Genomic DNA, 22291 nt, shown 5'->3' with positions numbered 1-22291 from the left:
CTCATGCGGTGCCCGGAACTTTTCGACTATTCAACACTTTCAACTACAGGGCCGACAGCGTCGTCGGCCACCTGCGCGGTCGCGCTTCAAGCAGCGACGGCCAGCGTCTTGATGCGATCGGGACGGAAACCCGACCAGTGATCTTCACCGGCAACCACGACGGGTGCCTGGAGGTATCCGAGCGCCATGACGTAGTCACGTGCCTCGGCATCCTCGGTGATGTCGATGATGTCGTATTCGAGACCGGCCTTGTCGAGGGCGCGGTAGGTGGCATTGCACTGAACGCAAGCGGGCTTGGTGTAGACGGTGATGCTCATGAGAGTCCCTCTTTCGCTTAGCCAACAAAGGCCGATGTAGTGATGTTCAGCACCGATTCGACCGATTGCCGGAGCTTCGCTCGAGGCGTTCCGCGTTGTGGTCTCTCAGTGCTCAAGACACTACACCTAGTGGCCGACAGAATCACATAACCGAAGATGTTGTGAGTCACATAGATGAAATTCCCAGGTCGACCCAGCTCAGCACCCATAACTCCGCGCCAATTCCACGCCGTGTCGGCGTGTCGGCGCTCACATGTGCGCCGCCTACTCGACCGGGTCTCCGAACACCCCGCAGCTCTACCATGAGCGACGTGGAATCAGCCCCGATCGACCTCCCCAGCGACGAAGCCCCACGCCACCTGGCAACTGTTCTCGAGGCAACGCAGATAACGCCAGGGATGCGCAGAATCACCTTCGGCGGTGCCGGCCTGGCCGACTTCGCATCAAGTGACCTACCCGACGAACGGGTGCTTGTCCGGTTCCCACTCGAGCCCCCACACGCGCGTAGTTACACAGTGCGCCGCTGGAGCGCGGACACCGGCGAGCTCGATATCGACTTCGTTCTGCACGGACACGGCGGGGCGGCGCGCTGGGCCGAGACGGCTATCCCCGGCGACACAGTGCACCTGTCGAGCGCCAACGGATGGTTCCGCCCGCCCGAGAACATCGAGTGGCTGACGTTGCTCGCCGACCACGCCGCACTCCCCGCAGTCGGCCGAATTCTCGAGAGCCTGCCGGCCGGGATTTCCGTACAGGTGATCGCGCAGATTCCCGATCCGAGCGAGCAGCAGAGCTTCACGACCGCGACCGACGCCGACATCCGATGGATCGGTGACGCCGACTCCCTTCTCACCGAGTTGGCCGCCGATCCCCTACCTCCCGGCACCGGATACGTCTGGTGCGCAGTCGAGGCCGCAGCAGCGCGCAAGGTTCGCGCCTACCTGCGTCACACGCTGAAGATCCCCGCGACCGCCATGCACACCATGGGTTACTGGCGCGCCGACAAGGAGAACTGGGAACGTCGCTATGCTCTGGCCGCGGAACGCATCGACGAGGCAATGGGCGCAGCAATGATGGCGGGCAAGGACTTCGAGTCCGTTCGTGATGCCGTCGACGCCGCCATGGAACGCGAAGGCCTGTAGCGCGGCCGACCCCGGCTGACATGAAACGAGGGTCACGCCTGTCCGGCGTGACCCTCGTTCGAGAACTGGTACAGATTATGCGTTGACGAGCGTCTTCGTGGCGTCGACCAGGTCTGCGACAACCTTGGACACCTGTGCGACAACCTCAGCGTTCTCGCGTGCGTGCGAGGTGCCGAACTTGTCGAACGTGCTGGCGACAGCAAGAGCGGAATCGCTGAGCACGTTGCCGCCGGCGATGCCGACAGCCTTGACCGTGTCGTCGTTGGCCCACTTCGCACCGTTGCCGCTGGGCGATGCGCTGATTACTGCAACCGGCTTGCCGGAGACAGCACCTGCGCCGTAGGGACGCGAGATCCAGTCGATGGCGTTCTTGAGGACAGCGGGGATGGTGCCGTTGTACTCGGGGGTGACGAGCAGGAAGGCGTCGGCATTGCCGGCTGCGGCACGCAGGGCGTCGACTGCGGGGATCGATGCACCTTCGACGTCGAGGTCTTCGTTGTAGAAGGGAACGTCGGCGAGGCCTTCGAAGATCGTCAGGGCAGCACCCTCCGGCGCAGCGGACACTGCAGTCTCGGCGAGCTGGCGGTTGACGGATCCGGCGCGCAGGCTTCCGACGAGAACGAGAACATTGCTCTGTGACATTGGGTGATTCCTTCGAGATTGGTGCGGTGGGCGGCTCTGGTTGAAAGTTATACCCCCTAAACGGACCACGGTCCACTTATATTCCGCAGCCATGTAACCTCGACCGGGTGAGCGCAATCCCCCTACCCCAGATCGGCGCGCAACCGGCCGAGCGCGGCGACGCCGCACGTAACCGGGCACTTCTGCTCGACGCCGCAGCGCTGCTCGTGGCCGAACGCGGAGTCGACGCCGTCACCATGGACGCCGTCGCGTGCCGCGCAGGTGTGGGCAAGGGCACAGTCTTTCGCCGCTTCGGCAGTCGTGCTGGATTGATGCAAGCACTCCTGGACCACACCGAGCGAGAGTTGCAGCACGCCTTCATGTTCGGTCCGCCGCCACTGGGGCCTGGCGCGCCGCCGATAGACCGACTGGTCGCCTTCGGTCGCGCCCGCATCGCCATGGTCGAGGTCCAGGGCGACGTTCTCCGCGCTGCCGAGAACGCGCCGGAGTTTCGCTTCGGTGGCCCGGCCCGCTCGCTGAGCATCGCGCACGTGATCAGTTTGCTCCGCACGGCCGGCGTCGAGGGCGATCTGGAACTTCTCGCCTCGGCACTATTGGCGCCACTCGAAGCGTCGTTGGTTCTGTACCAGGTTCGCGACCTCGGGATGACGACGGAAAGACTCGCTGACGGTTGGGAAAATCTTGCCCGGCGCGTTACTCGATGTTGAAGACCTCGAACACATTCCAGCGCCTAGTCTGAGCCAATGCGCATCGCAGCCGCCGTCCTCGGCCTCCTCGCCATCGCAGCCGTCAGTGGCTGTTCCAGCAACTCGGAAACACCGGACTCGGTCGCCGATCCCGCAGGGCGGGTATTCATCTCCACCCAGGTGGACGGAACCCCGATTCCCGGCGGCGGCCCACTGTCCCTCGACTTCACGACGCCCGGCCTGGTGGCGGCGACTGCCGGCTGCAACACAGCGAGCGGCGCAGTCGAATTCACGGACGGCAAGATCGCCACCGACACGATGGCCTCCACCATGATGGCGTGTGAGCCCCCAGTCATGGAATCCGACGCTTGGGTGACAACGCTCCTTTCCGCGCAACCGTCCTGGACACTGTCCGGTGACACGCTCACCCTCTCCACCGACACGTTCACCGTCACGCTTGCCGACAAGAAGGTCGTCGACCCGGACCGTCCTGTTCAGGGCACTGCCTGGACCGTGACGTCGCTCATCACTCCCGACGCCGTCACATCCAGCCTGGCACTCGAAACCTCGGCGCCGGAACTCACGATCGCCGCCGACGGATCGGTCACCGGCAGCACCGGATGTAACCGCATGATGGGGTCGGCAACGGTCACCGACACCACCATCACCTTCGCCCCGATGGGTACCACGAGGATGGCGTGCGAACCAGAAGTTGCCGACATCGAACGGCACGTCCTGACAGTGCTCGACGGTGAGGTCACCGTCGCCGTCGACGCCGCAACCATGACGCTCCGCAAGCCCGACGGCAACGGCTTGATCCTGACAGCCCAGGCTTGATCGAACGAGTCCGACTCAGACGTTCTCGGCCAGCCAGCGCCCCAATTCGCGGGCGCTGGCATCGATTTGGGCCGGCCAGTCCAGAGCGGAATCGTCAGCTTGATCGCTCACATGCTTGACCAACCGGCACCGAGCACCGGCGGCCTGCGCCGCGTAGGCGACCGCAAAACCTTCCATGTCCACCAGATCGGCCCGCTGCGCGAGCGCATCCCGGACGGCCGCGTCGGAGACAAATGCGTCGCCGGTGGCCAGAACCGAATCGTCGCCGTCGACTAAGGCCAGTCGATCCACAACCTCGTGGCCGAACGATCTGATCGCCGCACTGCTGATGTCGTGATTGATCACGACACCCGGCACGAACAGCCCGCCGTGATGCACGTGCAGCGCGCCTGCAGTGCCGATATTGACGACCAACGGCAACTCTCCGGGAAGAAACCGTGCCAGCGCCGACGCGACTGCCGTTGCCGCACTGACCTTTCCGATACCGGTGATCACCAACTCGAACTCCTGCGGAACGTACGCCGCCTCCGCCTTGGTTGCGCTGACCACCAGAACTTTCTTCGCACTCATGCGCGAGACGATACCTGTCGCTAAAGTTCCCTCATGGCCACATTGCGCGAGAGCATCATCGACGAACTAGGCGCGAAGCCGTCCATCGAGCCGGCGGCCGAGGTCCGCACCAGGGTTCAGTTCCTGAAGGACTATCTGCTGTCCACTCCTGCCAAGGGATACGTGCTGGGCATCAGCGGCGGGCAGGACAGCACACTGACCGGTGCGCTCGCTCAGCGCGCGGTGACAGAACTGCGCGAGGAGGGCCACAGCGCCGAGTTTGTTGCCGTTCGATTGCCGTACGGCGAGCAGGCCGACGAGTCCGACGCGCAGATCGCGCTCGGTTTCATCAAGCCCGACCGCAGCCTGACCGTCAACGTCAAGCCAGGAGCCGACGCCACAGCCCGTGAAGCTTCCGAGGCCCTGGGCGACGGTGAACTGCGAGACTTCGTGCGCGGCAACATCAAAGCTCGGGAGCGCATGATGATCCAGTACGCCATCGCCGGCCAATTGGGGTACATCGTGATCGGCACCGATCACGCTGCCGAGGCCATCACGGGATTCTTCACCAAGTTCGGCGACGGCGGAGTCGACATCACCCCGCTGACCGGCCTGAGCAAGAGGCAGGGCGCCGCACTGTTGCAGGAACTGGGCGCGCCCGAGAGCACGTGGCGCAAAGTGCCCACCGCAGACCTCGAAGACGACCGCCCCGCCCTCCCCGACGAGGTGGCGCTTGGCCTTACCTACGCCCAGATCGACGACTACCTCGAAGGCAAGGACGTCTCCACGGAGGTATCCGACAAACTCGAGAAGATGTACCTGAACACCCGTCACAAGCGAACCGTTCCGGTTACCCCGCTCGACACCTGGTGGCGCTAGCCCGGCCCGCTCCCCCTACATACGAACGCGGCGCCCACCCTCCGAAAGGAAGGTGGGCGCCGCGTCCGTAATTAAAGGGGCTGTCAGCTGGCCGACAGGCTGCCGAAGATGTCGCTCAGGCTGCCGAACGCGCCGGCAGGCTCGTCCTTCAGCGCGAAGTTGGTGGTGCAACCGTTGAACTTCACGGCGTCGACGTACGTGGTGGTGCCGATGTCCCCGCGTCCGACGCTTACGCCGTAGTGCTCAATCGTGGCGTCGGGGTTGCCTGCGATGATGTCGTCAAGATCGGACGGAACGTTCTTGGGCGCACCTTCGATGTCGCGGGTGCTGATCCACTTGCCGTCCTGGATATTGGTGTGCGTTCCGCCGGTGGCGGTGCCAACGGAGTCGTTTCCGTTTGCTACCCAGTACAGCGTCGCGAAACCGTTCTCGCCTTCCTTTGCGTTCGTTGTACCGGTCAGACGCAACTGGAACGAAGTCTGCGACGTGGCTGCCTTTTCCGCGAAACCGATCTCGTTCTTGGCCGCATCGGCGAGCGGGATCGAGCCTGCAGAGTGATACCACGCCGAACGGTTGTCAGGGGTGGCCTTGACGATCTCCAGCTTCAGCGAGCCGTCGTCATCAATGACGCTGGTATCCGAGTAGAAGGCAAGCTGGTTCTTCTCGTCGTCGAACGGAATGCCCCAGCCATTGGGGGTTGTCTCGGTCGACAGTGCCGAGCAGGTGAAGCCTGCGGCGGGGGCATCGGAAGAACCGAGTGAGCCGGTGGTCGCTCCGGCAAGTGCCGGTGCGGTCAGCGCTGCTGCGCCTACCAGAGCAAAAGCGAAACCGAGACGACGTGTGGAATTGCGGGACATGTAAGTACCTTTCACCATTCACTGGGGGAATTACGACAAAAGGTAACACATGAATTTGGTGAAAATTTCGTCCCGGAAATTCCTTTGTCATTCATGTGAATGACGCATCTACCAGGGTACCGAAAACGTTACATCCCCCAAAAGTATGAGTTCAGTCAGACAATTCCGACTAATCAGAACGACAATCAAATGTCAGTCGAACACCGAGGTAAAATGCGCTGACCAGCACAACGAAGCTGCATCGTAAATCGGATCAACACGTCATACCGGGCCTCTTAGGACATCCGATCTCATCATTTAGGTCGGTACCTGTCAGCGACAGTAAACCGTAAAAGAATTTTGAGGTTTATTTTGATCGACAGCTCTAGCCGCCCGCGAAAGGCGGCAAAATGTCTACCGCAGGCCCCGCGACGCGACCGGTATCACGCGTCAATTCCTCGCCGACGAGATACGCAGAAACGGACAAAACGCGCTTCATGTCGGGGCCGTATTTGTCAGACAGAACAGCAACAAGATCAGCGAGCGTGCTTGAATGCGGCAGCGCGAGTGTCTCGCTACGACACCCCGACGCGTCTGCGGCTGCAGCGAAGTATCGAACCGACATCGATTCCGAATCAGCCACCGATTGCACCCATACTTCTCTCCGGCGGCACAAAGCCTTCTGCCGCAATCCCATGACCTGCCCACTTGTTCCACATTGCGCCCCGCCACAGATCAGCGATCTCATCGTCACCGCCGCCTGAACGCAGTGCTGCTCGCAGGTCCACTTCACGATCGCTGAACAGACATGACCGAATAGTTCCCTCGGCTGTCATACGTGTCCGATCGCAGTCGGCGCAAAAAGATCGAGTCACCGAAGCGATAATTCCCACCGTCGCCGGACCGCCGTCGATTTTCCATTCCTCGGCCGGCGCACTGGGGTCGTCACGCCCGATCGCGGTCAAAGTGAATCGAGTGCCCAATACGGTGAGAAGTTCCTCGGCGGTCACCATGTTCTCTCGCGCCCACGTGTGATCGGCGTCGAGGGGCATCTGCTCGATGAATCGCAATTCCACGCCGGCGTCCACGCACCAGTGGAGAAGCTCCGCCGCCCCGCTCAACGTCTCACGCATAAGAACAGCGTTCACTTTCAGTGGAGCCAGACCTGCTCGCGCCGCAGCGTGAATTCCCGCTAACACCGACGGCAGTCTGTCGCGGCGCGTCAGTTCTGCAAAGTGCGCGCGATCCACTGAATCCAAAGAGACATTGACGCGGGTCAATCCGGCTGCCGCTAATTGCTGCGCGCGGTGTTCCAATCCGACGGCATTAGTAGTCATTGCCAAAGGAATTCCGGGAACACGCTCAGCACAGCCGGAGATAATCTTCTCGAGATCTTTGCGCATCAACGGTTCGCCGCCGGTAAAACGAACTTCTCGAATGCCGAGACGATCGACTCCGATACCTACAACGCGAACAATCTCTTCGGTGGACAACAGATCTTCAGCGGGAATGACCGGCAGGCCTTCCTCGGGCATGCAATATGTACAACGCAGTGAACACTTTTCGGTGATCGAGATTCGCAAGTCACGGGCAACGCGCCCGAACTTGTCGATCAATACTTCGGTGTCAGGCCGGCCCGTCATCGACGCGGGATTGCCACGGACAGAATTGCTCCGGACAGTGGGGATCCCCACCACCACCGGAGTCATCGCTGCACCAGGTTCCACATCACTCCAGTATGGCGCAGCGGGCAACGGGAAGTGTCACTCGTATCACTCGACCTGGAACCAGACCATCTAGAATCGGACCATGTCGAGGCTATCGCTGTGAGCGCACGTTCCGTCGAAGACCATCAAGAGCACGTATCCGGATTGCTGGCCGCGTTGCACACTTTGGCACCCACCGCCCTGCCCCTCACCGAGGCGCTGGGGTCGATAGTCTCGGCGGACGTCACCTCCCCTGTCGATCTGCCGCTGTTCCGCAATTCGCAAATGGACGGCTACGCCGTCGACGCCGAGTCCGTACGCAACACGCCCGTCACACTCGCTGTGCGAGGAGTTCTCGCAGCGGGTAGTGGCACTCCCCCGAAACATCTCGCGGGCTCGGCATTTCGGATCATGACCGGCGCCCCCATGCCCGAAGGCGCAGACACCGTCATCCCAGTCGAAGACACCACCGGCGACTCGAAGCACGCCGTCACGATCAACCGTGGACGCGCCGCCGGAGAGTTCGTCCGTGAACGCGGAAGCGACATCACGGCTGGCATGCTCCTGGTTCGAGAAGGCACTCGCCTGGAACCGCGGCACATCGCGGCACTCGCGGCCGTCGGCGCAGCAACTGTCATCACATACACACCGCCACGGGTCGCCGTCATCACTACCGGCGCCGAATTGAAAAGCGCAGGAACACAACTCAACCCCGGCGAGATCTACGACTCCAACGGGCCCGCCCTGGCGAGCTTGGCCCGCGCCAACGGGGCCGACGTCGTATCCATCGCCCGCAGCACCGACGATCCGGATGTATTCCGCGAATTACTTTCGTACGCAACATCTGTCGCAGACCTTGTCTTCACCTCCGGCGGTGTGTCCATGGGCGACTTCGAGGTCGTGAAGGAAACGCTGCAACCCCTCGGTGCTGCGTTCGGTCACGTCGCGATGCAGCCGGGCGGTCCGCAGGGCTCAGCTGTGGTCAACGAGGTTCCGATACTGAGCTTCCCCGGAAACCCGGTGAGCACAATGGTGTCGTTCGAAGTGTTTGCACGCGAGAACATCAGACGCGCCGCCGGACTGCCACCCATCGCATCCGAACGTCGCCCCTTGACTGCCGCGCTGCGATCAATCCCCGGCAAGCGCCAGTTCCTCCGCGGACGACGCTCCGGCGACGGCGTCGAACCGGTGTCCGGCACCGGCTCCCATCTTGTTGCCATGATGGCCTGGGCGGACGTACTTCTCGACATTCCAGCCGACGTCACCGAACTTGATGCCGGAACACCGGTAAGCGTCATTCCGCTCTCTGCCTGGAACTGAAAACGCTGGAACTGAAAACGCTGGAACTGAAAAGGACGGTAAGGACTTTCAATGACCGAACTGACACACGTCGACGGCGAGGGCCGCGCCCGCATGGTCGACGTGAGCGCAAAAGCCGAGACGACGCGCATTGCGGTGGCCGCAGGTGAACTGGTCACCACTGCGGAAGTCATTCGCCTCGTCCGGGCCGACGGAATGCCCAAAGCCGATGTCCTCTCGACAGCAAGGATCGCCGGCATCGCGGGCGCAAAGAAGACGTCCGAGCTCATTCCGCTGTGTCATCAACTCGCGTTGTCGTCCGTCAAAGTGGAGTTCGGGTTCACCGAGACCTCGATCACCGTCGAAGCTACGGCCAAGACTCGCGGGCAGACGGGCGTCGAGATGGAGGCGCTAACAGCGGTTGCCGTGGCCGGGCTCACGTTGCACGACATGGTCAAAGCCATTGACCCCGCTGCCACCATGAACGGCGTCCGCCTGCTCACCAAAGACGGCGGTAAACGCGGACATTGGACGCGCGAGAGCGGCCCGGCACCTGAATCTGGCACTGCCCCAAACACATTCGACACCACGCGCACCGCGGCCGTCCTTGTCGCGTCTACCGGTGGCGCCGCTGGGACCCGCCCCGACACAACCGGCCCGGTCATCGAACAATGGCTCCGGGATCGCGATTTCGAAGTGCGCGGCCCACTGGTCTACGCCGACGCCGACATCGCCGCGGGCATCGACGACGCCAGAACCGGTTCCCCAGCCCTGATCATCAGCACCGGCGGAACCGGCGCTTCTCCCACTGATGCCACGCCCGAAGCGACGCTTGCCGTTCTCACCCGCGAACTACCGGGAATCGCGGAAGCGATCCGCACAAAGGGGCTCGAAAAGACCCCACACGCCTCGCTCAGCCGCGGAGTGGCAGGACTCACAGAGCGCACTGTCATCGTCAATCTGCCCGGATCTCCGGGCGGCGTGAAGGACGGACTTGCCGTCCTCGACCCCATCATCGATCACTTGCTCGCGCAGGTTGCAGGCGGAGGAATGCACGATGACTGAACTGCTCGCACGAATTTCCGAACATCCGATTCAAGCCGCCACCGTCGACGCTGCCGTCGCCGGACCGAAGAACGGCGCAGTTGTCGTCTTCACCGGCACGGTGCGCAATCATGATGGTGGCCAAGCTGTTTCAGCCCTCGAGTACCAGGCACACCCCGACGCCGAACGGTTTCTGCGCACCTGCTGCGAGGAAGTGTCGGCTTCTACCGGCCTACCCGTCGCAGCGATTCACCGCGTCGGACATCTCGAGATCGGCGACCACGCTTTGGTTGCCGCGGTCGCTGCCCCACATCGCGCGGAAGCGTTTGCAGCGTGCGCCGAACTGGTGGAACGAATCAAGGCCGAAGTGCCGATCTGGAAGCGTCAGCGCTTCGCCAGTGGCGTTTCCGAGTGGGTCGGGTTGTAGAGAAGCCGCGCGGTCCAGGTAGACTCAGCATCACTAGGTGTCCGAAAGTGGGCACCCAGCGTCGAAAGAACGCAACTTCAGTTCGCGAAGAGTGCTTAACGCACCCGCACTTCTTACGGCGAAGAAGCCTGCCGACCGGCAGCGCCGCCACCACTGTGCTTGATTGTCAGATACGGCTGTTTTGCCGTGTCGGCATCCGGGCACGCAAAGTGCCCCGAAAGGCTCTGAACACACTTGTCCGACACCTCGACTGTCACCACTACCGCTACCTTCGCTTCCCTCGGTGTACGTCCGCCGCTGGTCAAAGCACTCGAAGACGGCGGAATCACCTCCCCCTTCCCGATCCAGATCGACACCCTCCCCGACACTCTGTCGGGACGCGACGTCCTGGGCCGCGGAAAGACCGGCAGCGGTAAGACGCTTGCCTTCTCCATCCCCATGGTCTCGCGCCTCGCGGGTGAATTGGCCGGCGGCAAGCGTCGTCCGGGCCGCCCGCTCGGACTGGTTCTCGCGCCGACCCGCGAGCTCGCCACCCAGATCACCGCAACCCTCGAGCCGCTTGCCGCGGCCTACGACCTGCGCGTCACCACCATCTTCGGTGGCGTCTCGCAGCACCGTCAGGTCCAGGCACTCAAGGCCGGAGTCGACATCGTCGTCGCGTGCCCCGGTCGCCTCGAAGACCTCATGAAGCAGAAGTTCGTAAGCCTCGACGCCGTCGAGATCACGGTCCTCGACGAGGCCGACCACATGGCCGACCTCGGCTTCCTGCCCGTTGTCACCCGCATTCTCTCGTCCACTCCGGCCGACGGCCAGCGACTGCTGTTCTCCGCCACCCTGGACAACGGCGTCGACAAGCTCGTCAAGCGTTTCCTCAAGAACGAGGTCATGCATTCGGTAGACGAGGCCAACTCCCCCGTCGCCGCGATGACGCACCACGTGTTCGACGTCGACGGCGTCGAAGCGAAGAAGGCCCTAGTGGAGAAGCTGGCGTCCGGCACCGGCCGACGCATCCTCTTCATGCGCACCAAGCACCAGGCTCGTAAGTTGGCTCGCCAGCTCACCGAGTCGGGCATTCCGTCCGTCGACCTGCACGGCAACCTGTCGCAGGCTGCCCGCGATCGCAACCTTGCCGCGTTCTCCGCCGGCGAGGCTCGCGTTCTGGTTGCCACCGACGTTGCCGCTCGCGGCGTTCACGTCGACGACGTCGAGTTGGTTGTGCACGTCGATCCCCCGGCCGAGCACAAGGCGTACCTGCACCGCAGTGGCCGTACCGCTCGCGCCGGCAGCGCCGGTGACGTAGTTACCGTCGTCCTGCCCGAGCAGCGCAAGGATCTCGCGATCCTCATGCGCAAGGCAGCTATCAAGGTGACGCCCGTTCGATCGACTGCGAACTCCGAGCACGTCGTGAAGCTTGTCGGCGACATCGCACCGCATGTCACCCCCGCACCCAAGGCTCCGGTGGCACCGCAGGGCGGCGGCCGCGGATCTCGTCCGGCACGTTCCGGTCAGGGCGGTCAGGCTCGTAGCGGCCAGGCACGTTCCGGTCAGGGCGGCCAGGCTCGCAGCGGCCAGGGTGGTCAGTCTCGTGGCGCGCGGTCCGGCGGCGCAGGCCGGGCCCGCACCGGTGGACGTCCCGCAGCCCGCTAACCGCGAGCGGACAACTCAATAAGTTTCGAAATGGACAGCGTCGGCCAATGGCCGGCGCTGTTTCCATCCGAAACGCTCGAGATCCGGAACCTGTTGGAACTGAGTTACTTTCCCGATGCACAGCCAGGCAATGGGCCTCACCGGAGCCGGAATGTTCATCAGTTCGGTGAGGTATTCCTCGTCGTAGAACGACACCCACCCGATGCCGATGTCCTCGGCAACCGCGGCCAGCCACAGGTTTTGAATTGCGAGAACTGCAGAGAACAAGCCGGTGTCGTCGACCGTGTGACGGCCGAGAATGTTGGGGCCTCCGCGCGACGGGTCGTAGGTTACAACGATCCCGGTACCGCTTTCCGTGATCCCCTCGATCTTGATGGGGTCGAACGTCTCGCGCCGATCGTCAGGCAGAGACTGAGCAAAATTGACCCTCGCCTCCGCGACGTGCGCGGCAAATGTCGAGAGCGTGTCCGGATTGCGGACCACCACAAAATCCCACGGCTGCGTGTTCCCGACGCTCGGCGCCCGATGTGCCGCGTCGAGGATGCGCATCAGCACATCGTCCGGAATAACCTCACCGGAAAACTCTGCCCGCACGTCGCGCCGGCGCCGGATCGCTTCGTACACAGATACAGCTGATTCACTCACGCTCCGACGGTATAGCGGTGCAATCCCAGCATCGCATCGGGGTGCAACTCGACTCCCTCGACGCGTATGCACTCACTCAACGTGTCCCGGACGACCGCACTGTCCATGCCGCTGCCGATCACGACCAACTGTGTAGTCCGCGGCTCGCCGGCCTTCCACCGTAATGGTGTGATTCGCACGTGATCACCCACTGTCTGTACTTCGAATTTGCCTGTGTAACCCCGGATATCGAAGTTCACGAACCCCTTGATCCGGTACACACCGGCCGGTTGGTTCTCGAGAAATTTTGTGACGGCGCGCGCATCGAGCGCCGTGTCGGACACAAAATCGACTGCCTCGTAGTGGGTGTGAATGTGGTCGTGATGATCGTCGCGCAGCAGTTCGTCGAGGCTCATCTGCTGACCAGGTAACGGCTGCGGCGCGGCCGCGAAATCGAACAGCAGAGCTGGGTCCACGCGAGAGTGAGTCGTGTCCACAATCGGCGCTCGGGGGTTGAGCCCACGAATCACCTCCGTGAAGACCTCGTGCTCCGCAGAGTCGACGCAGTCGATCTTGTTCACGACGAGTAGATCCGCTAACCCGACGTGCTGATCGAGCTCGGGATGGGTGCTACGTGTCAATCGGAAGTTGGCCCCGTCGACTACAACAACCAGGCCGCCGTACACGACCCGCGGATTCTCGCTGCCCAGCACCAACCTGATCATGTTGCGCGGCTCCGCCAGTCCGCTGGCTTCGATGACGATGACGTCGATCTCGGATTGACTGTGCGCCAACTTGTCGAGCATCTCGTCCATGTCGGATACATCGACCGCGCAGCACAGGCACCCGTTGCTCAGTGAGAGCGTCGAGTCGACTTGGCCGGCCACCATCATCGAATCGATGTTGACCGAGCCGAAGTCGTTGACGATGACCCCGATGCGCACACCGTTGTTGTTGTGCAGAAGGTGATTGAGGAGCGTCGTCTTTCCCGAACCCAGAAATCCTGCGACGACGATCACGGGAATCTGTTTTTTCACCAAGAAATCCTAGGCACCACGCAATCCTAGCGGGCCGTCAGATTGTGCAGAGCGGCTGAATCTCCTTCTTGCCTTCGGTTGTCGGTGACGTCACGATCGTGCATGCGTTGTACCCGCGACTCTCGGCAACTCGGCGTATCTCACTCCACCCCGCGGCATCGACTGCGGGTGAACGCGACAATACAAACCCGGACGTTCGAAGCGGGTCACCCACCAGTGCCCACGAGTAGTCGTCGGCAATGTAGGTGACGATGTAGTTGGGCGGCCCGTCCAGTCCATCCTGAAAAGGTACGCCCGGGAAACTGACATGAAGTTGCGCTGCGGACTGCGTATCGGTAACCCGCGCATTACCGGCGATGCCGCTCTGGTCCCCAGCCCAGGTCGTGCACGTATTCTGCACGCTCACATTCGACGAGTCGAGCACCTCGTATCGCGCCCGGGTGTCCTTGGCGCACATCAGGTTGAACGGCTGAGGCACCGCTGCCAGCTGGTACCAGTCGCCGACGTAGCGTTCGACATCCAATTTTTCGACGGGTGCCAACGGCTGCCACAAGTCCGCTGACATCGGAGCTGCCTGCGCCGGCATGGCCGTCATCGCCATACCGACACCCGCTCCGACTGCCGCAATCGCACATCTCCCCGACCACTTCATGTCATTGCCTTCCGTTCGTTTGTTTTCTCGCCTGACATTCGGAGCGGATGGTCCCGCGGATTGGTCGTATGGAAAACTACTTTTGGTTTGTTATAGACCTCGATACCCAACCTTCTGTAGTCTTTGCTAATAAGTAACTGATAGCTGGAACGGAGCGTCAGACATGAACGTGGTCGATCTAGGGCTCGAACGGACGCGGTATGCCGTCATCGACGAAACCATCGAATCGCGGTGGCGCCGCGTCACCTCTATGCAGCACGACACCGTTGCCGTCGTCACCCCACGGGATCAGATCACGTTCGCAGATCTCGAAGTCCGCGCAGACGCACTCGCGCGTGAACTCGATATTCGCGGGCCGCACGGCCGCTGTCCGGTAGCTGTCGAACTCGACCCCACCGCCGAGGCCGTTGTCCGCATCCTTGCCACACTGATCTCCGGTCGGCCACTCGTCATGATCGACCCGCAGCTGCCGCCGGCCAGGCGCGAGCACATCCTGTCCACGTCGGGCGCGGTCTCCATCGCGACAATCCTCGAACACGCCGCTGCCACTCCGTTCCGTTTCGGCAACGCACTCGAGTCACTGAGCTCCGATCCAGCCATGATCGCATTCACTTCCGGCACCAGCGGCGCACCCAAGGGAGTGGTGCTCAGCCATTCGATGTGTCTGAACAAGGCGGACGAACTTGCCGCCGCCATCGATCTCCGACCGGACGATCACATCGGGAACCTTCTGCCCGTCAGCTTCGGCGCGGGTATCACCGCACTCATCATGGGTTTGATGAGCGGTGTCACCGTGTATTGCTGGGACCCCCGCGTCGACGGCAGTTCCACCCTGGGCAGTTGGCTCCGCAGAAACTCGATCACCACAGCTCATTGCGCTCCGTCGTTCCTGCGGGCGTGGACGCAGCAGAATGCCGCCGAACCGGGCGCAGATCCCCAGAGTTCCCTACGCGTTGTCGTTACCTACGGCGAGGCTGTTCACGGCGACGACTACCAACGTCACCGTGATCGCGGGTTCGCGGACGTGACCTATGTCAACTGGATGGCAACCACGGAAACGGGGGTCGTCGCCTACAACGTCTTTCCTCCCGCAGCCACGTTCCCGGCGGGCATCGTCCCCGCCGGTCGAGCACGTGACGGGAAGGAAGTCCGGATAGTCGATTCCGAGGGCAACCAGCTGCCCGACGGCGAGATCGGCGAAATCCATGTCATTTCCAGCGACTTGGCCGACGGTTATCACGGCGACCCGGAGCGGACAGCGCAACGATTCACACCGCTGGGCGACGGCATCAGCCTGTATCGCACCGGCGACCGCGGATGCATCGACAGGGACGGCGAACTGCAACTCAAAGGCCGACTCGACGATGCTGTGAAAATTCGTGGATACCTTGTCGAACCCACCGAAGTCGACGTCGCCGTCCGCGCGGTGGCCGGCGTCGTCGATGCGGCCGTGATCGTTCGGACCGAGAACGACCACCCAGAGCTCTGCGCATACGTCGTGAGTGATTCACAGCGAATTGCTCTGTCTCCCGCGGAGATTCGACGCGCGGTATCTCTGAGCCTGCCCGGCTGGATGGTTCCCCGCCACATCGTGATGCTGGCCTCGATTCCCCGCAACGAACGCGGAAAGATCGATCGCAACGCACTGCCGACACCGGCGCCGGTCGCTACCTCCACCTCCACCGCCACGCCGACTCTCGAGACCATCACCGAATTTCGGGTGGCCATCGTCTGGTCCAAGATCATCGGGATCGAATCACTCGACCGTGACGACGACTTCTTTGCCCTCGGCGCAGATTCACTCGCTGCCGCAGAAATGCTCGCCGCACTACGAGCCGCTGTACTGGTCACCGTCAGCGCCGCCCAGTTTGCCGGCGCCACCACCATCCGCGAACTCGCCGCGCTGGTCGACGCGATGCTGCGCAACAAGAAGCGTGACGAAGGCCGGGCATCTGTGCTTGTTCCCCTTGCCACGAGCGGTTCCCGAACTCCGCTCTTCCTGATCACCGGAGCCGGTGCGCCTGCACTGAGCTTTCTCGCGACGGTGCAGGCGATGTCCGGTGATCGACCTGTGTACGCGTTGCAAGCACACGGGATGGAATCTCGCGGGCTCCCCGATCGCACCGTTGCCAAGATGGCCGACCGATACATCCGTGAGATCAGGAAGGTCCGTCCGCACGGCCCGTATGTGCTCGGCGGCTACTCCCACGGCGGGTTTGTCACCCTCGAAATCGCGAATCGCCTCCACGCGGAAGGCGAGATCGTCGAACACGTTGTCATTCTGGACACTCGGTTGCGGGAGAACATGATCGGGCCGCGGCCTGACACCACTGAGCCGCCGGCTCCATCGGAATCCGGCGAGCCGGTGCTCAATGCCCGAGCCCGGACCTCGAAAACATCGGTTCTGGGTATCTGGCTCCGGTACCAAGTCGCGGGCATCATGCAGTTCGACCCGTCGATGCAGTGGTACCTCTTCTACCATCGCGGACTGGCGTCCCTGCGCAAGTACGCGCCAAGCCCGTATCGCGGTTCTGTTGTGGTCATCCGCGGCGACGACAACCGACAGGATGCACACGATTGGTCGGCCATCGCCACCGGCCAGATCACTTTCGAGGATGTAGCCGGATCGCACGAGGACATTCTGCGGGCCCCGTACGCCGTTGCTACGGGCGAGGCACTCGAGCGGGCATTGAGCTAACGGCCGAAAACGACAAAAAAGAGCAGGTCAGACATTTTGTCTGACCTGCTCTTTTTGGTGGAGCTAAGGGGACTCGAACCCCTGACCCCCACACTGCCAGTGTGGTGCGCTACCAGCTGCGCCATAGCCCCGTATTCAGTTCGAACTCGCAGGCGGTTGTTCTGCTTGCCGCTTGCTTGAAGAAAGTTACACCACTTGCGCGGTGAGCAACAAATCGCCAGGTCAAGCTGGTGCGACCGCTCCGGGTTTCAGAGCGGCCGCACACTGCTTCAGGAGGTGAACTGCGAAACCCAGTCACTGTTCTTGGTGCTGACGATCTTGCCGTCGGCGATAACCGTCGGGGTGCCCGTTCCGCCGGCGGCGGAGAGCGCCTCACTCGCCGCAGCAGCATTGGCCGCAGCGGCCTCCACGTTCGCTCCAGAGGAGATGCACGTAGTCGCTGCATCCGATGCACCGGCTTCGCCGGCTATCCGAGCCAAATCGTCGTTGGTGTGATCACTCTTGCCGCCTTCAGACGGTTGGTTGTCCGGAGAGAAGAGTGTGGTGTGCAGATTCGAGTAGGCAATCGCGTCGCCGTCCTGCGCGACGCACAGCAATGCGGCGCCCGCGCGGGTGGAGTAATCACCGCTGCTCGATGCCCGGTTGAGGAAGTTGAGCATGTGATAGCGAACAGCGACGTCACCGGCGTCGATTGCCGCCGACACCGATTGGCCACTCAAGTGCTCGAGTGCAGCGCACGCCGGGCACAGCGGGTCTTCGAAGATGTCGAGAGTGGTACGTGCGTCCGGTTTTCCGATCAGCACGACGCCGTTGTCCTCCACGGTGACAACCACCTCGGAGTTCTGAACCGAGCCGTAGCCGTCGTTTTGCACCTTGTTCTTGCTCGACTGCCACAGGACACCGCCGATGACGAGGGCTGCGATCACCAGGACCGCGATTCCACCGATGACATAAGTGGACCGACTCGACACCGGTTCCGGTTTGTACTTGTTGTTCTTGGCGCTCACGCTGATGCAGTCCTTCGTGCGTCGAAACGATTTTACCGAGGGGTTACCTTCCCCGGGTATTCACCTTGCCATTGAAGACTGTGCTTCAACTGAGAATGCGGTACGTGATCCCTGTCCCAATGCGAGCGGTGACCGTGGGAAGAAACACAACCACAGGGCCAATGCCAGGAATCCGATGTCGCGCAGGATCTCGCTGAGGTAGTCCCACGCGTCGACGTCGGCAGCTCCACCTCCCCCGAAACAGCCGCAGTCGATGGACAATCCACGTGCCCAGACCGAGATGATCACGCTGATGAGCACAACCAGCATGAGAACCGACACTGCAGCCGACGCTCGTACGGCGAGGCCTACGAGCAGCAGTAATCCGAGAACGATCTCGACCAACGGCATCGCAATCGCCACGGGGCCGACCAGGCTCTCGGGCAACAATTGATACGCCCGGACGGCGATCTTCGTCTGAACGGGATCGAGGAATTTGATGCCACCCGAAATCAGCCACACGGCTGCCAAACCCAAGCGGGCCACAAGACTCACGATGCGAATAGCCACGAGCCGAGCCTACAGAGGGACTTCCGAACTGACTGTTTTCGCGGTCACAGCCTTCGCAGGCACCAGCAGCCAACCCACGCTCGCAATGATCACCACAGCTCCCATCGTCGCGAAGGCCGCCGAGTACGAGAAATGCTCAACCAGTAGTCCGGCGCAGATCGGCGCGACCACACCACCAACGTCGGACATCATCTGGAACACCGCCAGAACGGGACCACCGCGCGCCTTGGACCCGACGACGTCGGCAACCGCAGCCTGCTGCGACGGACTCATCAAACCGGATCCTGCGCCCGTCACGGCAGCAATCAGGAAAAACGCCACCAAGTTGTGCGTGAATCCGATCGCCATCGTGCCGGCGCCGCAGACAACCAGCCCGGCAAGCACGAACGGTTTACGTCCGTACTTGTCCGAGAGCCGACCCGAGAAGGTCAGAACCAGCGCATTTCCGACCGCAAAAACTGCCAGCGCATATGCGGCCACCGAGTCTTCGCGGCCGAGAGCCTCGACGACAAAAAGCGGAACCATCGCGACGCGCACGCCAAAGATGACACCGCCGAATGCCAGGTTCGAACCCAGAGCAGCGCGGTAGACCGGTGAACGTAGACCCTCGGCCAACGTCATAGGCGTGATCGCCGCACCCTTGTCCGGCGACGCAAGATGTGAACCGCGCAGACTGAAGAAAACCACAGCGGCAGCGATAACCAGCGTTGCCGCATAGATGAGGAACGGCATCCGCAGGCCGAACTGCAGCAGCGCGCCGCCAAATATCGGACCGGTAATCGAGCCCATCAGGAAGCTCGTCGCATACAGACCGGATACGCGTCCCCGATGGTCGGGCGGCGACATCCGGATAAGCAGGCCAAGCGCCGACACGGTGAACATGGTGGAACCGATACCGCCAAGTGACCGGAACAGCAGCAGCTGCCAGTACTCCTGCGCAAACGCGCACGCTCCGGTGGACAACGCGACGATCAACAGTCCCAGGATGTACACCGGGCGCTCGCCGAGTTTCTGCACCAAGGTGCCGCTCATCGGCGCAAACACCAAGCGCATGAACGCAAACGACGAAATGACGACTGTGGCGGCCGTAACCGATACATCGAAGCTGCGGGCGAATTGCGGTAGCGCCGGGGCAACGATGCCGAATCCGAGAGCGATGACGAAGCTGGCGGAAACCAGCACCCAGATTTCCTGTGGCAGCCTGGCTGCGCGAGTTTTCATGTCGCCCGGGATTCTAGCCGGGCGACACGAGCGGGCCGCGAGCTAGTTCGCGTTCAAGACACCTGACACCAAGTCCTTCGCCGCAGACTGAACCTGAGCCAGATGATCGGCGCCCTTCATCGACTCGGCATAAATCTTGTACACGTCCTCGGTTCCCGACGGCCTGGCCGCAAACCACGCGTTCTCGGTGGTCACCTTCAATCCGCCGATCGCGGCGCCATTTCCGGGCGCTGCCGTCAGCGCCGCGGTGATCGGCTCCCCCGCCAGTTCCGTCGCGGTGACCTGCTCGGGTGACAGTTTTGCCAGTACCGCCTTCTGCGCGCGACTCGCGGGCGCGTCGATGCGGGCGTAGGCGGGGCTACCGAACTTCTCGGTCAGCGCTGTGTAGTGCGCCGACGGCGTCTTGCCGGTCACCGCCGTGATCTCGGACGCGAGCAGCGCAAGAATGATGCCGTCCTTGTCTGTCGTCCACACCGAACCGTCGTGACGCAAGAAGGACGCTCCCGCGCTTTCCTCGCCGCCGAACCCGACCGAACCGTCGAGCAACCCGGGTACGAACCACTTGAAGCCGACGGGTACCTCCAGGAGTTCGCGTCCCAGTCCGTTCACAACGCGGTCGATCATCGATGAGCTGACCAGCGTCTTCCCGACCTTCGTGCCTGCAGCCCACTGTGGGCGGTGAGCAAAGAGGTACTCGATGGCAACGGCCAGATAGTGATTGGGGTTCATCAAACCGCCATCGGGGGTGACGATTCCGTGCCGATCGGAATCCGCGTCGTTGCCGGTGGCGATGTCGTAGCGATCCCGAATACCGATCAACGACGCCATCGCGTCAGGCGAGGAGCAGTCCATGCGGATCTTGCCGTCGGTGTCGAGCGTCATGAATCGCCACGTCGGATCGACCAGAGGATTGACGACCTCGAGGTCGAGGTGATGAGTCTCGGCGATGGCTCCCCAGTAGTCGACACTGGCGCCGCCGAGCGGATCTGCGCCGATGCGGATACCCGCGTCGCGAATGGCGTCGAGGTTGAGCACCGACGGCAGGTCGTCGACGTAGTAGCGCAGGAAGTCGTACCGCTCGACCCTGGCCAGCGCCTGTTCCGTCGTGACGCGCCGGACGCCGGCCAGTCCGTCGCGGAGCAGTTGGTTGGCACGGTCCGCGATGACCGACGTGGCATCGGTATCAGCTGGGCCGCCGTGGGGCGGGTTGTACTTGAACCCACCGTCACGGGGCGGATTGTGCGAAGGCGTCACGACGATTCCGTCGGCCTTGGCCTCGGGCGCAGTGGAGTTGTATCGCAGAATCGCGTGACTCACAGCGGGTGTGGGGGTATAGGCGTCGCGCGAATCAACCAGCACCACTACGTCATTGGCAACAAGAACTTCGAGCGCAGACAGCCAGGCCGGCTCGGACAACGCGTGCGTGTCGCGGCCGATGAACAACGGCCCGTCAATGTGCTGCGATGCGCGGTACTCCACGATCGCCTGCGTCGTTGCCAGGATATGCGCTTCGTTGAACGCGCCGTCCAGACTGGAACCCCGATGCCCCGACGTCCCGAACAGCACCTGCTGCATCGGATCCTCAGGATCAGGTGTCCGTGTGTAATACGCGGAAACCAAGTGCGGAACGTCGATCAAATCCTGTGGTTGCGCCACCTGTCCTGCTCGTTCGTGCGCCACGAATCCCCCTAAGCCCGGTGGTCGACTACGCAGCCGACACGACTGCCGCTCATTCTCTACCCTGTGATCTGAATTCCCAACCAGGCGACGCTCAGCCCAACGACAAGACTGGCGATGATGTACACCAGCGACATCGCCGTCTGACGCTTGTCCAGCATGCCTACATTTTCGGTCGCAAACGTCGAGTACGTGGACAAACCGCCGCAGAACCCGGTTGCAAGCAAGGCCGCCATAGCGGTGGAGAGTGTTGCGCCGGTGAACAATCCGAGGAGAAAGCAACCCAGGACGTTAGCCGCGAATGTTGCTGCCGGAAATCCCCGGTATGTCGGGACGTATTTCGCGAGCAGGTACCTACCGGTCGCTCCGGCGCCTCCGCCGATCGCTACGAGGAGAACGGTCATACGTTCGCCCCCTCACGACGACGCATCCAGCGCTCGCCAAGGGCTCTGCCCCACGCTGCGGCCAAGATCGCCGGAATCAAAGTGCCGAGAACGTACAGAATAGATCGCATCGGACTTTCGGTAACCGCGTGAACCGCAAACGACGAGAACGTCGTGAAGCCACCGCAGAATCCCGTGCCCAGGAAGATGTACCAGACCTTGTCGTGAATCAGCAGTGCCGCAAGCACTCCGAGGATCAGCGACCCCACGACATTGATCACGAGAGTAGTCCAGATATGGGGAAACCACTCACCCAACCCGTATCTCGTCAGCGCGCCGAGCGCACCACCGGCGGCCACCGCTCCGATAGCCGCCGGCAAGCCCAGTTCACTCATTCACGCTCCTCACTCGCTCGAGCCAGATCTACTACTG

General features: G+C 62.4%; 24 protein-coding genes and 1 tRNA gene. 9 read left to right on the top strand and 16 right to left on the bottom strand.

Annotation, left to right across the window (positions count from 1 at the left end):
* Positions 1–86 precede the first annotated feature (86 nt).
* Positions 87–317, bottom strand: coding sequence for a redoxin NrdH (locus tag RG2_RS06505; RefSeq protein WP_033231100.1), 231 nt, complete (start codon positions 315–317; stop codon positions 87–89).
* Positions 318–619: 302 nt separating this feature from the next.
* On the opposite strand from RG2_RS06505, the gene RG2_RS06500 reads away from it, so the two are divergent.
* On the top strand, positions 620–1459 hold the full coding sequence (locus tag RG2_RS06500; RefSeq protein ID WP_033231101.1) for a siderophore-interacting protein: 840 nt from the start codon (positions 620–622) through the stop codon (positions 1457–1459).
* Between the two features lie 75 nt (positions 1460–1534).
* Here RG2_RS06500 and RG2_RS06495 read toward each other — a convergent pair whose 3' ends face one another.
* Positions 1535–2101 carry an NAD(P)H-dependent oxidoreductase gene (locus RG2_RS06495; protein ID WP_033231102.1) on the bottom strand — a complete coding sequence of 189 codons (567 nt, stop codon included), beginning with the start codon at positions 2099–2101 and terminating at the stop codon, positions 1535–1537.
* A 107-nt stretch (positions 2102–2208) separates the two neighbouring features.
* On the opposite strand from RG2_RS06495, the gene RG2_RS06490 reads away from it, so the two are divergent.
* Both RG2_RS06490 and RG2_RS06485 read left to right on the top strand, forming a co-directional pair.
* A complete protein-coding gene (locus RG2_RS06490; RefSeq protein ID WP_033231103.1) occupies positions 2209–2808 on the top strand; it encodes a TetR/AcrR family transcriptional regulator in 600 nt (199 codons plus the stop codon).
* A gap of 36 nt (positions 2809–2844) precedes the next feature.
* Entirely contained in the window at positions 2845–3624 is a 780-nt protein-coding gene (locus tag RG2_RS06485; protein WP_033231104.1) for an META domain-containing protein, read from the top strand.
* Positions 3625–3639: 15 nt separating this feature from the next.
* Here RG2_RS06485 and RG2_RS06480 read toward each other — a convergent pair whose 3' ends face one another.
* Positions 3640–4194: a nucleosidase gene (locus RG2_RS06480; protein WP_033231105.1), complete on the bottom strand. Its 555-nt coding sequence runs from the start codon at positions 4192–4194 to the stop codon at positions 3640–3642.
* 33 nt (positions 4195–4227) lie between these two features.
* Here RG2_RS06480 and nadE point away from each other — a divergent pair, with 33 nt between their 5' ends.
* Complete coding sequence (gene nadE / locus RG2_RS06475; protein ID WP_033231106.1) at positions 4228–5052, top strand: NAD(+) synthase; 825 nt, start codon at positions 4228–4230, stop codon at positions 5050–5052.
* An 83-nt stretch (positions 5053–5135) separates the two neighbouring features.
* Here the strand turns inward: nadE and RG2_RS06470 are convergent, their stop codons facing one another.
* From RG2_RS06470 to moaA, 3 genes are all read right to left on the bottom strand, one after another.
* Entirely contained in the window at positions 5136–5909 is a 774-nt protein-coding gene (locus RG2_RS06470) for a hypothetical protein (RefSeq protein ID WP_033231107.1), read from the bottom strand.
* 364 nt (positions 5910–6273) lie between these two features.
* Positions 6274–6531, bottom strand: a complete 258-nt coding sequence (locus RG2_RS06465; protein WP_080711593.1) for a MoaD/ThiS family protein — start codon at positions 6529–6531, stop codon at positions 6274–6276.
* Positions 6524–7597 carry a GTP 3',8-cyclase MoaA gene (moaA, locus tag RG2_RS06460; protein WP_033231482.1) on the bottom strand — a complete coding sequence of 358 codons (1074 nt, stop codon included), beginning with the start codon at positions 7595–7597 and terminating at the stop codon, positions 6524–6526. Before moaA ends, RG2_RS06465 begins: the two co-directional genes overlap by 8 nt.
* A gap of 117 nt (positions 7598–7714) precedes the next feature.
* On the opposite strand from moaA, the gene RG2_RS06455 reads away from it, so the two are divergent.
* The 4 genes from RG2_RS06455 (at position 7715) to RG2_RS06440 (ending at position 12011) form a co-directional block, all read left to right on the top strand.
* Entirely contained in the window at positions 7715–8914 is a 1200-nt protein-coding gene (locus tag RG2_RS06455; RefSeq protein ID WP_033231108.1) for a molybdopterin molybdotransferase MoeA, read from the top strand.
* Positions 8915–8965: 51 nt separating this feature from the next.
* Complete coding sequence (gene moaCB / locus RG2_RS06450) at positions 8966–9958, top strand: bifunctional molybdenum cofactor biosynthesis protein MoaC/MoaB (protein ID WP_033231109.1); 993 nt, start codon at positions 8966–8968, stop codon at positions 9956–9958.
* On the top strand, positions 9951–10364 hold the full coding sequence (locus RG2_RS06445; protein ID WP_033231110.1) for a molybdenum cofactor biosynthesis protein MoaE: 414 nt from the start codon (positions 9951–9953) through the stop codon (positions 10362–10364). The genes moaCB and RG2_RS06445 overlap by 8 nt, the downstream gene beginning before the upstream one ends.
* Positions 10365–10598: 234 nt before the next feature.
* Positions 10599–12011 carry a DEAD/DEAH box helicase gene (locus RG2_RS06440; RefSeq protein ID WP_033231111.1) on the top strand — a complete coding sequence of 471 codons (1413 nt, stop codon included), beginning with the start codon at positions 10599–10601 and terminating at the stop codon, positions 12009–12011.
* A 15-nt stretch (positions 12012–12026) separates the two neighbouring features.
* Here the strand turns inward: RG2_RS06440 and bluB are convergent, their stop codons facing one another.
* From bluB to RG2_RS06425, 3 genes are read right to left on the bottom strand one after another with little or no spacing between them, the layout of a single operon-like run.
* Positions 12027–12656 (bottom strand): 5,6-dimethylbenzimidazole synthase, encoded by a 630-nt coding sequence (gene bluB, locus RG2_RS06435; protein WP_033231112.1) that lies wholly within the window; start codon positions 12654–12656, stop codon positions 12027–12029.
* Positions 12653–13675, bottom strand: coding sequence for a CobW family GTP-binding protein (locus tag RG2_RS06430; RefSeq protein ID WP_033231113.1), 1023 nt, complete (start codon positions 13673–13675; stop codon positions 12653–12655). The genes bluB and RG2_RS06430 overlap by 4 nt, the downstream gene beginning before the upstream one ends.
* 34 nt (positions 13676–13709) lie before the next feature.
* Positions 13710–14324, bottom strand: a complete 615-nt coding sequence (locus tag RG2_RS06425; protein WP_033231114.1) for a lipocalin family protein — start codon at positions 14322–14324, stop codon at positions 13710–13712.
* A 163-nt stretch (positions 14325–14487) separates the two neighbouring features.
* On the opposite strand from RG2_RS06425, the gene RG2_RS06420 reads away from it, so the two are divergent.
* Entirely contained in the window at positions 14488–17022 is a 2535-nt protein-coding gene (locus RG2_RS06420; protein WP_033231115.1) for an alpha/beta fold hydrolase, read from the top strand.
* Positions 17023–17077: 55 nt separating this feature from the next.
* On the opposite strand, the gene RG2_RS06415 is transcribed toward RG2_RS06420, so the two are convergent.
* The 7 genes from RG2_RS06415 to RG2_RS06385 form a co-directional block, all read right to left on the bottom strand.
* Positions 17078–17153, bottom strand: a tRNA-Ala gene (locus RG2_RS06415).
* 138 nt (positions 17154–17291) lie between these two features.
* Entirely contained in the window at positions 17292–18029 is a 738-nt protein-coding gene (locus RG2_RS06410) for a DsbA family protein (protein ID WP_033231116.1), read from the bottom strand.
* 60 nt (positions 18030–18089) lie between these two features.
* The gene (locus RG2_RS06405; RefSeq protein WP_033231117.1) at positions 18090–18578 is read right to left on the bottom strand and encodes a MauE/DoxX family redox-associated membrane protein; all 489 of its coding nucleotides are present in this window, start codon (positions 18576–18578) and stop codon (positions 18090–18092) included.
* Between the two features lie 9 nt (positions 18579–18587).
* Complete coding sequence (locus tag RG2_RS06400; RefSeq protein WP_033231118.1) at positions 18588–19799, bottom strand: MFS transporter; 1212 nt, start codon at positions 19797–19799, stop codon at positions 18588–18590.
* A gap of 42 nt (positions 19800–19841) precedes the next feature.
* Positions 19842–21479, bottom strand: a complete 1638-nt coding sequence (gene pgm / locus RG2_RS06395; protein ID WP_033231119.1) for a phosphoglucomutase (alpha-D-glucose-1,6-bisphosphate-dependent) — start codon at positions 21477–21479, stop codon at positions 19842–19844.
* Between the two features lie 56 nt (positions 21480–21535).
* Positions 21536–21880 (bottom strand): fluoride efflux transporter CrcB, encoded by a 345-nt coding sequence (gene crcB, locus RG2_RS06390; protein ID WP_033231120.1) that lies wholly within the window; start codon positions 21878–21880, stop codon positions 21536–21538.
* The gene (locus tag RG2_RS06385; RefSeq protein ID WP_033231121.1) at positions 21877–22254 is read right to left on the bottom strand and encodes a fluoride efflux transporter FluC; all 378 of its coding nucleotides are present in this window, start codon (positions 22252–22254) and stop codon (positions 21877–21879) included. Before RG2_RS06385 ends, crcB begins: the two co-directional genes overlap by 4 nt.
* Between the last annotated feature and the right edge of the window lie 37 nt (positions 22255–22291).

Source organism: Rhodococcus globerulus NBRC 14531 (genome assembly GCF_001894805.1).
GTDB classification, from domain to species: domain Bacteria; phylum Actinomycetota; class Actinomycetes; order Mycobacteriales; family Mycobacteriaceae; genus Rhodococcus_F; species Rhodococcus_F globerula.
Note: the sequence above shows the minus strand (reverse complement) of the source record. Positions and strands in the feature narration are given on the sequence as shown.